Below are 12114 nucleotides of genomic sequence, written 5' to 3' on the forward strand. Positions count from 1 at the left end.
GCTGGCCGCAATCGTGCTGATCCGAACCTTCCTCAGCTTCGCCCTGGAAACCGAAATTCAGGGTCGCTGGCCCTGGCGGCGGGCTGAGGCCGAACAGAACCTGAAACGCCGCTGACCCTAGACCGGAACCTCACCGGCCACTGTCGTGCGGTGCATGACCCGCAGGTGGCCGTCATAGCCGCCCTCCGCCAAGTGTATGGTGCGGCGGTTGTCCCAGATCAGCAGAGTGTCCTTGGCCCAGCGGTGGCGAAAGATGAACTCGTCCTTCGTCATATGCGCGAACAGGAAGCCGAGAACCGCCTGGCTCTCGGCCGGGGTCATGCCCTCGATCCCCAAGGTGTAGACCGGGCTGACGAACAGGGCCTTCTCACCGGTCACCGGGTGGGTGCGCACCAGCGGATGGGTGTGGGTCTTGTCGGCCTCCTCAGACACGATGATCTGCATGGCCCGCGTCTCGGTCTCCCGGGCGAAGACGCCCTTGGTCCCATAGGCGCGGCCGGCGCTGTGGATGGCGCGCAGCGGCGCCAGCATGTCCTGCATCACTGGAGACAGGACGGCGTAGGCCCCGGCGCAGTCGGCGAACAGGGTGTCACCGCCCACCGGCGGGATCACCTGGCCATGCAGCAGCGTCGCCGCCGGGGGCGTGGGCTGGAAGCTCCAGTCCGAATGCCAGCCGGCCCCGAAATTGGTCGCCTTTTCGTCCGGCTCCCGGCGCAGTTCCAGCACATTGGGCCGGCCCGGCATCGGGGCGATGAACGGATCTACGCCGAAGGGCCCAAATTGCAGGGTCACCGCCTCCAACTGGTCCAGGCTGAGCGGCTGGTCCGGGAAGCTCAGCACCCCGTGGTCGGCCCAGGCCTGCCGGACCGCGTCCATGACCCCCGCAGATAGGGGATTCGAGAGGTCGAGACCGGTGACGACGGCGCCGAAACCCGAGGCCGTCGGGGTCACGTCAATGTTCGAATTCTGCGTATGAACCCTGTCGAGCATGGCGCCGGCGTCTCCTCGTTGTTTTTGATCGGCGCCCTATGAAACACACGTTTGCTTTGCGGGCGTAACCCTGTATGCGAACCTCGTCATGACCTCCCTTTCCCAGACCCACGATGATGAACTGCTGACCCTTGTCCCTGACAAGAAGGTGTCCGTGCGCGAGACCTTCGGCGTCGACATGGATATGAGCGTGCCAGCGTTTTCCCACCGCGACAGCCATGTCCCGGAGATCGACGACACCTATCGGTTCGATCCCGAGACCACCAAGGCCATCTGCGCGGGCTTCGCCTATGACCGCCGGGTGATGATCCAGGGCTATCATGGGACCGGTAAGTCGACCCATATCGAGCAGGTCGCCGCCCGGCTGAACTGGCCGCTGATCCGGGTCAACCTCGACAGCCATGTCAGTCGTATCGATCTGGTGGGCAAGGACGCCATCGTCCTGAAGGACGGCAAGCAGATCACCGAATTCCGCGAGGGCATCCTGCCCTGGGCGCTGCAGCGGCCGATCGCGCTTGTGTTCGACGAATATGACGCCGGCCGCCCGGACGTGATGTTCGTGATCCAGCGCATTCTGGAGGCGCAGGGCAAGCTGACCCTGCTGGACCAGAACCGCGTGATCCGCCCCAACCCCTATTTCCGCCTGTTCTCCACCACCAACACCATTGGTCTGGGAGACACGACGGGGCTCTATCACGGCACCCAGCAGATCAATCAGGGCCAGATGGACCGCTGGTCCATCGTCACCACGCTGAATTACCTGGACCACGACGCCGAGGCCGAGATCGTCCTGGCCAAGTCGCCCAACTACGACTCCGACGAAGGCCGCCGCACGATCAACGCCATGGTCCGGGTGGCTGACATGACCCGCAACGCCTTCATGAACGGGGACATCTCCACGGTCATGAGCCCGCGGACAGTGATCACCTGGGCGCAGAACACCGAGATCTTCGGCGGCGACGTGGCGCTGGCCTTCCGCATGACCTTCCTGAACAAGTGCGACGAGTTGGAGCGCGGCACCGTCGCCGAGTTCTTCCAGCGCGCCTTCGGCAAGGATCTGCCCGAAAGCACAGCTCGGGTGCGGGTGGCCTGATAGCCGCCGGCGTCCAGCAGATACAGAAACGGCGGCCTTCGCAGGCCGCCGTTTTTCGTTGAGGCGAACGGTGAGGCCCTACCGGCCGAGCCTGGCGTTAAGCTTGGCGGGCTCGACCTCGCTGACGCAACGGGGGGCGGCCCAGGTGTCGGCAGCCCCGGTCAGGGCCTGCTCGGCGGTGACGAATTTCACCTCCCCATGCTCGCGAGCGAAGGCCCGGCGGGTCAGTTCAGAGCGGTCGCACACATAGACCACCCGTTCGGCCTTCTCGTTGACGGCTTCACGGGCCGCGGCGTCCTGGCCCGCGGCCTGCGCGGTGGCCAGCGGAGCGGCCTGGACCGACCCGGCGCACAGGGCGACGACAGCGCCTGCGAGGACAAGAATTCTCATAGTTTCCTCCACTTATGGCGAGGTCAGCGCCTCGACTTGCCAAAAGGCTCTCACGAGCATGGCGGCTTGTGAAGGTTTTATGACGTGCGAACGTCACATTTGCGACAAGACGCCGCCATCGTCCGCAGGCTCCGGACGCATGACCATTTCCGTCCCTATGCTGATATTATTCTAGCCTTTACCCTGCCCGTGGAGCGAGGCTGAGCTCTGGACGGGCCAGTTGGCCTGGGCGATGGTCCGGCCCATTGATGCAAACCGATTTGCACGTGGGGAAAACATGTCCAGGAAGATGTTCGCCGTTTTGACGGCCACGACGGGGGCGCTGGCCCTGGCCGCCGGGGTCTGGCAGGCCCAGGCGCAGGACGCCGCACTCGCCAAGAATGACTATGCCGACAAGTCGAGCTGGCTTTGCTGGCCCGGCCGGGACGACGCCTGTGCCGGAGACAACACCGCCACGGTGATCGCGGCGAGCGGCGCCATGACGACGGAGACCTGGGCGGTGAATCCGTCGGCCCCGATCGACTGCTTCTACGTCTATCCCACCGTCTCCAATGACCCCGGCGTCGTCAGCGACATGATCGCCAATGACGAAGAGCGTCGGGTGGTCGAGCAGCAGCTCTCCCGTCTGGGCGCCCAATGCCGGGTCTATGCGCCGCTGTACCGCCAGTTCACCCTGACGGCCCTGCGCGCCCTGGTCACGGGCGGCGCCCTGCCCGCCGGCGGGCCGCGACCCAACACTGGCTATCTCGACGTGGTGGACGCCTGGAACCACTATCTGGCTCACGAAAACGATGGCCGCGGCGTGGTCCTGATCGGCCACAGCCAGGGCGCCGGCGTCCTCACCCAACTCATCGCCAATGAGATCGATGGCAAGCCTGTCCAGGACAAGTTGGTCTCGGCCTTCCTGATCGGGACCAATCTGCCGGTGGAAAAGGGCGGCAAGACCGGGACCTTCAAGTCGATCCCGCTGTGCGAGGCCACTGACCAGACCGGTTGCGCGGTGGCCTATGTGAGCTTCCGCGCCGAGGCTCCCCCGCCGGCCAATTCCCGGTTTGGCGTGGCGCCGCCCCAGGCCCAGACCATGGAGGCCGCCTGTGTGAACCCCGCCGCCCTGGCTGGGGGCAAGGCCACCCTGCACGCCTATCTGGCCAGCAGCGGCAATCTTCTAGGTTCTTCGGAAGAGCCCCAGCCCTGGGTGAAGGACGGGGCCGCGGTCACGACTCCCTTCGTCTCGGTTCCCGGCCTGCTCAGCGGCGAATGCGTGCGGCAGGACGGCTTCCACTATCTGGCGGTCACCGTGAACGCCGACCCGGCTGATCCGCGCACCGACACCATTTCTGGAGACGTGGTTCAGGATGGTGTGATCGCCCAGGACTGGGGCCTGCACCTCATCGATGTGAACCTGGCCATGGGTGACATCCTGGGCCTGGTGGAATCCCAGGGCGCAGCCTGGCTCGCCAGCCGCCAGAACTGAACCATCGGGCCCAGCGCCCATGAAAACGGCCGCCGCTCAAACCTGAGCGGCGGCCGTCGTCGTTTCCGGCGGCGGCGTGGTTAGCCGCCGGTGATCTTTTTCCCGGCCATCACGCCCAGGACCAGGAAGATCACGAAGCCGACCAGGAAGATAAAGAACAGGATCTTGGCGATCCCCGCGGCCGCGCCGGCGATGCCGCCGAAGCCCAAGGCGCCGGCCACAAGAGCGATAAGTGCGAAAATTAGTGCCCATTTCAGCATGGGGTCGCCTCCAGAACAGCCATCAGTGTGACCAGGACAACGCAGAGGCCTACAGCCCCGTTCCGAAGCCTGACCGTAGAATATCTTCCCCTTCCCCCCAGGCCTTGCGGCGCCTTATCTAGGGGGCGATGGCCAAGTCCCCTCCCGAAAGCCCCGTCGAGCCGTTCAAGCGCGCTCTGGCGAACGCCGCGCGCTCCCTGGCCGAGTCCCCCGATTTGGAGATCGTCTTCTCCGGCGAGGGTCCGCAACTGCAGGGCAATCGCGCCATCCTGCCCCACCCGCCCCGGGACCTGGGGCCTGAGGACGCTGCCCGCCTGCGGGGCATAGCCGATCAGATGGCCTTGAGGCTGGCCCACCACGACGAGGCCGCCCACGCCAAGGGGCGGCCCCAATCGGCCCAGGGCGGGCCCATCTATGACGCCATCGAGCAGGCCAGGACCCAGGCCATCGGCGCCAACGCGCTGGGCGGGGTGAAAGAAAACCTTCGCGCGGCCCTCGACCAGGCCTGGGCCAAGAAGCCCTTCAACCCGATCGAAGCCCAGGCCAACCCGCCAATGGACGAGATCGTCGCCCTGATGGTGCGCGAGCGTCTGACCGGCGAGGCGCCGCCGCCGTCAGCCCGGCCGCTGGTGGACCTGTTCCGCGATGAGATCGAGGCCAAGGCCGGCCCCGACCTGGATAAGCTGGCCGCCAACCTCCAGGACCAGAAGGCCTTCGGCAAGGTGGCCAAGGCCATCCTGCGCGACCTGTCCATGGGCGATGACCTGTCCGACGCCCCCGAACAGCCCGACGAGGACGAGGAGGGCGGCGAGGACGCGGAGTCGGAATCGGCCGAGGACCAGGACGGCGGCGAGGGCGAGGAGCAATCCCCGCAACAGACCGCCATGGACGACAGCGAGTCCACCCATCGCGAGAGCGACGAGACCGACAGTCAGATGATGTCGGCCGAGGAGGACCCTGACGCCGAGGACACTGACGATCAGCCGGACATGGGCGAGGGCGAACAGCCGTCCCGTCCCGATCCCCGCGCCGACGCCCGCACGCCGACCTACAAGGTCTTCTCCACCGCCCATGATGAGATCGTCGCGGCCGAGGAGTTGTGCGAGGCCGAGGAGTTGGGGCGACTGCGGGCCTATCTCGACCAACAGCTCGCCAGCCTGTCCACCGTGGTCTCGCGCCTGGCCAACAAGCTGCAGCGCAAGCTGATGGCCCAGCAGAACCGCTCCTGGTCCTTCGACCTGGAGGAAGGGATTCTCGATGTCGCCCGCCTGACCCGGGTGATTGTCGACCCCACCGCGCCCCTGTCCTTCAAGGAAGAGAAGGACACCGAGTTCCGCGACACGGTCGTCACCATACTGATCGACAATTCCGGCTCCATGCGCGGTCGCCCGATCATGGTCGCCGCCGTCTGCGCCGACATCCTCGCCCGCACCCTGGAGCGCTGCGGGGTCAAGACCGAGATCCTCGGCTTCACTACCCGGGCCTGGAAGGGCGGAACCAGCCGCGAGGACTGGCTGAAGGCCGGCAAGCCGGCCCAGCCCGGCCGGCTGAACGATCTGCGCCACATCATCTACAAGGCCGCCGACGCCCCCTGGCGCCGCGCCCGGCGTAATCTCGGCCTGATGATGCGCGAGGGGCTGCTGAAGGAGAACATCGACGGCGAGGCCCTGATGTGGGCGCACCAGCGACTGATGGGCCGGCCCGAGCAGCGCCGGATCCTGATGGTGATCTCCGACGGCGCGCCAGTGGATGATTCGACCCTCTCGGTGAACTCCGGCCACTATCTCGAACGCCACCTGCGCGAGGTGATCGAGGAGATCGAGACCAAGAGTCCCGTGCAGCTGATCGCCATCGGCATCGGCCACGACGTCACCCGCTATTACCGTCGGGCCGTCACCATCGTCGATGTGGAGCAACTGGCCGGCGTCATCGTCGATCAGCTGGCCGAACTGTTCGACGAGGAGATTCGCAAGTCGAGCCGGGCCACCGCCAACCTGTTGGCTCCGCCCCCCAGCACCCAGGGACCATCGGGTCCCGGTTCTGGCCGCGGCTCAACCTTCAAGGAAGTCCGGAGAGCCCTGGCATGAGCCCCCTGCCCCGTCTTGGCGTCCTGATCGCTTTGGTGGGGCTCGCGGCCTGCGCGCCCTCGCCCCCCGCCCTGCCCGCGGCCCCCGTGGCGGCTGGATCGTCGATCACCGTGCAGGCGGCGGCCGTACCCCTGAACCCCGAAGCGCCAGGACAGATCGCCATCGGAGGATTTGTCTACGCTGGCGGGCTCGCGCTCTCATCCCCGGACACCTCACGTTTCCATGGCCTCTCCGACCTTGCGGTGGACGAGGACGGGCGTCTGGTGGCCATCAGCGATGAGGGCGATCTGATCGAAGGTCAGCTTCGGTTCGAGAACGATCGCCTTGTCGGTCTCACCGACGTGACCCTGAGCCCCCTGAGCGGTCTCGACGGCCGGCCCCTGCCCAACAAGGAAATGTCCGACGCCGAGGGCCTGGCGATCCTGGCCAGCGGCGATCGTCTGGTGAGTTTCGAGCGGCGGGCCCGGATCTGGCTCTATCCGAGCGATGGGGGCCCGCCTCGCGCGGTCCCAGCGCCTGACGCTGTCTTCCCCCCCAATGGCGGCCTGGAGGCCCTGGCCGCCGATCCCGAGCGTGGCCCTGACGCCTATGTCGCCGGGGGTGAAGAGTCAGGACAGACCTGGCTCTGCCGGCTCACGGTCCCTTGCGTCGCGGGACCGAAGGTCGACAAGTCGCCGGAGTTCGGCCTGGTGGCCCTGCGCCGCCTGCCCGGCGACCAGACCGCCTATCTGCTGCGGGCCTGGGACCCCCTGCGGGGCAATCGGATCATACTGTCCATCACAGCCGCCGCCGGGGAGGTGGCGCGCATGGAGATGGCCCGGCCACTCACCGTGGACAATTTCGAAGGGGTGGATTTTGCCCCCCGGCCGCAGGGCGGCTATCGCCTCTATATCCTCTCGGACGACAATTTCAGCGCCAGTCAGCGGACCCTGCTGCTGGCCTTCGACTGGACGCCCTGAAGGGCTCAGCCCACGGACGAGCGCACAACGAAAAAGGCCGGCCCCGAAGGACCGGCCTTTTCATGATCGTTGTCGGCTTGACGCCCTTAGAGCCTGATGCGATCAGACGGAACCGTCTGATCGTTGAATCAGGCTCTAAACTCTAAGTCTTGAGCGCGTTTCGTCCTGATAACCGGTTCCCACGTATCGGAACGCGCTCTAGGCGGCGGCCTTGGACTCGGCGAGCTTGGCCTTGAGCTGACGCTTGATCTTCAGCGCGCGGGGCGAGAGTTGCTCGTCGCGGGCCTTGACCAGGAAGACGTCCAGGCCGCCCCGGAAGTCGAGGGTGCGCAGGGCCGCATTGCTGATGCGCAGTCGGAAGGACTGGCCCAGGGCGTCGGACTGCAGCGTAGCCGGAGACAAGGCCGGCAGGAACCGACGCTTGGTCTTGATATTCGAGTGACTGACATTGTGCCCGACCATCGGACCAACGCCAGTGAGTTCGCAACGGCGCGACATGGTGTTCAACCTTCGCGTGGAAACCAAAAAGCGCGGAACGGGTCCGCACAAGAGAGCCGGCGATATAGGCGAAACCCGCACCTGCCGTCAAGGCGCAGCGACGACTTCTGTGGGGGCCGGCTCACAGACGGCTTGGCCAGCGCCTCGGTGTCCGGCTCATGCCTGCAAACTTGTGGGTTTCACCCTGCCAATCTACAATATCTTGTGTGGAACAAAGGCTGAATCCGGCGACGTCGCCGATTCGGTCCTGGTTTGTTTTGGCCGTGTTCCTGACTCCCTTAAGGCGCTGGCGGCAGGCTCCCCAGGAAGTCGCGCAGGTCTGCGACGGTGCGATCGGGAAGTTGTTCCATCGGCACATGCCCCCCATCGGCATAGGTGATGAGCCGCGCCCCGGGAATTCCCTGGGCGAAGCCGGCGCCGCGTTCTGCAGGAATCACCTGATCCAAGGCCCCGACCATCACCAGGGTGGGGACGGTGATGGCGGCGAAGGACTCCGCCGTCACCGGCGCAGCGGCGCTCCGGCGGCGAGGATCGGTCAGTATGGCCCGGTGGCCCGGCGCCCGCGCCAACTCAACATAGCGATCAATCAGGTCCGGCGTGACCAGGGCCTCATCCCCATAGGCCTGACGCAGGCCGCGTCCCGCCAGGGGCCGAGGGTCCAGGTTGCGCAACAGGCTGCGGCCCAGGGGGTTTTCCAGCAGCTTGAAGACCATCGGCCGGCTGTCGCCCCCGCCTTCCGCGTCGGCCGCCTGCGGCCAGCCTGCGGCGTTGACCAGCACCAGGCCCCGCACCTTCTGCGGATGGGCCAGGGCGTAGCGCCAGGCGACGCCGCCCCCCATGGAGTTGCCCGCCAGCACAAAGGGCGACAGGCCAAGCTCAGCCGCCAGGGCGTCGACCACCGCCACCTGATCCTCAGGGCTCGACTGGTAGCCCTCGGGCGCCCGGGTCAGACCGTGGCCTGGCAGGTCAAGGCTGACCAGCCGGTAGTCTCCCTCAAGCCGCCCCACCCAGGGCTCCCAGGCGTGCAGGGAAGCGGCGAAGCCGTGTACCATCACCAGGGTCACCGGGGCGTCAGGGAGACCCTGATCGCGGTAATGCACCCTCAGGCCACTCGGCAGCTCCAGATAGCGGGAGGCCGCGTTCCCATAGCGCGCCTCCAGCTCCTCGTAGGGGATGTCGCCGGCCACGCAGGCCGACAGGCCAAGGGCCGCCAGGCCCAGGATGATCAGACGCATGGATCGAAACATGGCCTTGAGCCCCCGTGAGCGGCGCCCTCGGCGCCGACGCGCAGGGACCGTCCGGCAAGACCCGCGTTCGGTCAATCCTGTCTCAGGGTAAGGCGCTGGCAGGATCAGCCGCCATGGCTGTCCCTTGACGTGCCGTGCCGCCGAAAGGCCTCGATCTCGGCGACGCCATGGGCTGCGGCGTCAGCGAAGGGCGTGAGCACCAGATCAGCGCCCGCCGCCAGCAGCAGGTCCACCTCCTCCGTGCGGTTGGAGGTCAAGGCCACCTGCCCTTCAAAGCCCCGCTCCCGCAGGTGCTGCATCAGCACGATACGGCCATCGGCATGGTTCACCCCATTGGCCTCCAGCCGGACGGTGGCCACCACCCAGGCCGCCCCAGCGAGCGGCAGGCCCGACAGAAATTCCGGGTCGGAGAGATCGCCGAACATCCCATCTTGACCGGCGTCCCGCCAGGCGCGGACAGGCGCGGGGCTGATATCCACCCCCAGGACCCGGTAGCCCGCCTCGGCGAGCCCTCGACCCAGGGCGCCGCCATAGCGGCCGAGGCCAAACAGCACCACGTCATAGCCGCCGCCGGGGTCGTCCTCCGCCGAGGCCTGATGCCGCGGATCGGCAGGGCGGATGCGGCCGACCAGCGCCAGGGCTGGCTCGCACAGACGGTAGAGCTGGTGCGAATAGGTGATCATATAGGTCGAGGCGGCGATGGTGATGAGGCCGACCAGGGTCACAAGGGCCAGGGCGTCGTTGCTCACATGGCCGAGGGACACCCCCATGGCCATGAAGATCAGGGAGAACTCGCTGATCTGGGCCACCGTCAGGCCCGCCAGGAAACCGGTGCGCTGGTGATAGCCCAGCACCGCCATGATCAGGATGACGATCAGCGGATTGCCCACCAGCACGAAGAGGGACAGGACCACCGCCCCGAAGCCGCTGGCCCCGAGCCCGCCCAGATCCAGGCTCGACCCCAGGGCGATGAAGAAGAACAACAGAAGGAAGTCCCGCAAGGGGGCCAGCCGGGCGGAGATGGAGTCCCGGAACGGCGTCGAGGCCAGGGCCACCCCGGCCAGCAGACCGCCCAGTTCCTTGCCAAATCCAAGCCCCTCCCCCAGGGCCGCGAACGCCGCCGCCAGGGCGATGGCGAAACCGATCAGCAGTTCGGGCGCCCGGGCCAGCCGCTCGGTGAGCCGGTCGGCGAGGAAGCGGGCGAACAGCATGACCAGGCCCAGCATCGCCCCACCGGCGGCGAAGACCTTCAGGACGTCGGTGGCGCTGGCGTCCTCTGCGGCTCCGACCCCCACCGCCGACAGCACGATCATCGCCAGAACCACGACGATATCCTGGACAATGAGGAACCCGAGCGCGATCCGCCCGTGCAGGGTCTCCAGCTCGCGCTTGTCCGACAGCAGTTTGACGATGATGATCGTGCTGGAGAAAGTCAGGGCCACCGCCACATAGAGGCTGGTGGTCACGTCCAGCCCCAGGGCCAGACCGATCAGGAAGCCAAACACTGAGGTGAACAGCACCTGGCCAAGCCCGGTGGCCAGGGCCACGGGACCCAGGTTGCGAACCAGCTTCACGTCGAGCTTGATGCCCACCAGGAACAGCAGCACCGCGATCCCCAGCTCGGCCAGCAGGTCGATGGCCTCGGCTGACCGGGCCACATCGAGGACCGACGGCCCGGCGATGATGCCCACGGCGATGAAGCTGACGATCAGCGGCTGGCGCAGGGCCAGGCCGATGGCGCCGATCCCGGCGGCCAGGACGAGGAGGGCGGCGACCTCATTGAACACCGAGGCGGCGATCCACTCGTTGAGCATTCAAGCTTCTCCAGAAACATCTCGGGCGGCCCAACAGCACCGCCAAACTGCGGCCCAAGCCAAACAAAGTTGTGAGGTCCGGGACCGGGCAAGCCTGGCCATGGCATGGTCTCTCTTCAATGCTGCCCCGCTTGCTGAGTTAAGTGACGTTTCTGTGTTCCTGGAGCTATCCACCATGCGCCGCATCCTGATCGCCACCGACTTCTCATCCCGGGCGGACCGCGCAATCCGCCGCGGCGCGCTCTTGGCCCGGCAGTTCGACTGCGAGCTGGTCGTGACCCATGTGGTGGATGACGACCAGGCGGAGAGCCTCCTGGACGCTGAGCATCGCGAAAGCCAGCTTCTCCTGGACAAGCTCGCCAGAGGTCTCAGGGAGGCCGATGGCCTGCGTTGCCAGGCGCGCCTGGCCATCGGTGAGCCGTTCGAGCAAATTCCCGCCCTCGCCCAGGAGATCGAGGCCGACCTGGTGGTCATTGGCCCCTACCGCCGCGACCGGATTAGAAACATCTTTGTCTGCGCGACGGCGGAACGGATCATTCGCGCCAGCGCCACGCCCGTGCTGATGGCCAATTGCCTGCCAGCCGCCGCCTATGAGCGAATCCTGCTGGCGACCGATTTCTCCGAGAACGCCCTACGCGCCATCGACACCGCCAAGGCCCTGGGGCTGTTGGACGCCGTCCAGGTTTCAGCCGCTCATGCCTTTCAGGCCTCGGCCGACAGCCTGATGGCCCGCACGGCCGCCAATGCGGACCATCGCAAGGACTATCTGCTGGCGGAAGCCACCTCGGCCCTGGCTCAACTCAACGCCCTGTCCAAGACGGCGAATCTGACCCTCGCCGATCAGATCGCCGAACGGATCGAACTGTCGGCGGCCGAGACCATCCGCGACATCGCCAGGCGGGTCCGCGCCGAAGTCGTGATCGTGGGGGCTCAGGGGCGTTCGGCCCTTTCCCAGGCCTGGCTCGGCAGCGTGTCTCAGGACCTGCTGAGGTTCGCCGACATCGACGTCCTGGTGGTCCCTACGCCACGTTAATCCGGCCGTGCAGCGTTCGCAGGGATCGGCCGCCTCTGATACCGCGCCATCATCCTCGGTGCGATGAACCAGCTGAGGGGCAGGGAGATCAGGGCGGTGATCACCACCACCAGCGGGATCGAAACCTGAGCGCTGAGGCCGGGCGCCAGAATAAGGGCGCAGATCAGGCCAGCTCCGAACAGCACGGCCTGGGCCATCGGATAGACCACCGCCGCCACCATCAAACGGGTCATGGGAAGGCTCCTTCGGTGAAGTTCACTAAACCAACG

At 66.6% G+C, this 12114-nt stretch carries 13 protein-coding genes; 6 read left to right on the forward strand and 7 right to left on the reverse strand.

Annotated features, from left to right (window positions below; translation table 11 throughout):
• The first annotated feature begins 1 nt into the window (after position 1).
• The gene (locus tag Q7V15_RS11805) at positions 2-115 is read left to right on the forward strand and encodes a DUF1622 domain-containing protein (protein ID WP_304755832.1); all 114 of its coding nucleotides are present in this window, start codon (positions 2-4) and stop codon (positions 113-115) included.
• Between the two features lie 2 nt (positions 116-117).
• Here Q7V15_RS11805 and Q7V15_RS11810 read toward each other — a convergent pair whose 3' ends face one another.
• Positions 118-990 (reverse strand): TauD/TfdA family dioxygenase, encoded by an 873-nt coding sequence (locus tag Q7V15_RS11810; RefSeq protein WP_304755783.1) that lies wholly within the window; start codon positions 988-990, stop codon positions 118-120.
• An 88-nt stretch (positions 991-1078) separates the two neighbouring features.
• On the opposite strand from Q7V15_RS11810, the gene cobS reads away from it, so the two are divergent.
• The gene (gene cobS, locus Q7V15_RS11815) at positions 1079-2083 is read left to right on the forward strand and encodes a cobaltochelatase subunit CobS (protein WP_304755785.1); all 1005 of its coding nucleotides are present in this window, start codon (positions 1079-1081) and stop codon (positions 2081-2083) included.
• A gap of 78 nt (positions 2084-2161) precedes the next feature.
• On the opposite strand, the gene Q7V15_RS11820 is transcribed toward cobS, so the two are convergent.
• A complete protein-coding gene (locus Q7V15_RS11820) occupies positions 2162-2473 on the reverse strand; it encodes a hypothetical protein (RefSeq protein WP_304755787.1) in 312 nt (103 codons plus the stop codon).
• A 277-nt stretch (positions 2474-2750) separates the two neighbouring features.
• Between Q7V15_RS11820 and Q7V15_RS11825 the strand changes: the two genes are divergently transcribed.
• Positions 2751-3947, forward strand: coding sequence for a DUF3089 domain-containing protein (locus Q7V15_RS11825; protein WP_304755789.1), 1197 nt, complete (start codon positions 2751-2753; stop codon positions 3945-3947).
• Between the two features lie 80 nt (positions 3948-4027).
• Here the strand turns inward: Q7V15_RS11825 and Q7V15_RS11830 are convergent, their stop codons facing one another.
• Positions 4028-4207 carry a DUF1328 domain-containing protein gene (locus tag Q7V15_RS11830; RefSeq protein WP_304755791.1) on the reverse strand — a complete coding sequence of 60 codons (180 nt, stop codon included), beginning with the start codon at positions 4205-4207 and terminating at the stop codon, positions 4028-4030.
• A gap of 128 nt (positions 4208-4335) precedes the next feature.
• Here Q7V15_RS11830 and cobT point away from each other — a divergent pair, with 128 nt between their 5' ends.
• Both cobT and Q7V15_RS11840 read left to right on the forward strand, forming a co-directional pair.
• Positions 4336-6294, forward strand: coding sequence for a cobaltochelatase subunit CobT (cobT, locus tag Q7V15_RS11835; RefSeq protein WP_304755793.1), 1959 nt, complete (start codon positions 4336-4338; stop codon positions 6292-6294).
• Positions 6291-7253: an esterase-like activity of phytase family protein gene (locus Q7V15_RS11840; RefSeq protein WP_304755795.1), complete on the forward strand. Its 963-nt coding sequence runs from the start codon at positions 6291-6293 to the stop codon at positions 7251-7253. Before cobT ends, Q7V15_RS11840 begins: the two co-directional genes overlap by 4 nt.
• 198 nt (positions 7254-7451) lie before the next feature.
• Here Q7V15_RS11840 and rpmB read toward each other — a convergent pair whose 3' ends face one another.
• The 3 genes from rpmB to Q7V15_RS11855 all read right to left on the reverse strand — a co-directional run bounded on the left by rpmB (position 7452) and on the right by Q7V15_RS11855 (position 10812).
• Entirely contained in the window at positions 7452-7751 is a 300-nt protein-coding gene (rpmB, locus tag Q7V15_RS11845; RefSeq protein WP_304755796.1) for a 50S ribosomal protein L28, read from the reverse strand.
• A 278-nt stretch (positions 7752-8029) separates the two neighbouring features.
• On the reverse strand, positions 8030-8986 hold the full coding sequence (locus Q7V15_RS11850; protein WP_304755798.1) for an alpha/beta fold hydrolase: 957 nt from the start codon (positions 8984-8986) through the stop codon (positions 8030-8032).
• 116 nt (positions 8987-9102) lie between these two features.
• Positions 9103-10812 carry a cation:proton antiporter gene (locus tag Q7V15_RS11855; protein WP_304755800.1) on the reverse strand — a complete coding sequence of 570 codons (1710 nt, stop codon included), beginning with the start codon at positions 10810-10812 and terminating at the stop codon, positions 9103-9105.
• A 175-nt stretch (positions 10813-10987) separates the two neighbouring features.
• Here Q7V15_RS11855 and Q7V15_RS11860 point away from each other — a divergent pair, with 175 nt between their 5' ends.
• Positions 10988-11845, forward strand: coding sequence for a universal stress protein (locus tag Q7V15_RS11860; RefSeq protein WP_304755801.1), 858 nt, complete (start codon positions 10988-10990; stop codon positions 11843-11845).
• On the opposite strand, the gene Q7V15_RS11865 is transcribed toward Q7V15_RS11860, so the two are convergent.
• Entirely contained in the window at positions 11842-12078 is a 237-nt protein-coding gene (locus Q7V15_RS11865) for a hypothetical protein (protein WP_304755803.1), read from the reverse strand. The genes Q7V15_RS11860 and Q7V15_RS11865 overlap by 4 nt on opposite strands.
• Between the last annotated feature and the right edge of the window lie 36 nt (positions 12079-12114).

Origin of the sequence: Phenylobacterium sp., from assembly GCF_030651755.1 — a bacterium.
Taxonomy (GTDB): domain Bacteria; phylum Pseudomonadota; class Alphaproteobacteria; order Caulobacterales; family Caulobacteraceae; genus Phenylobacterium.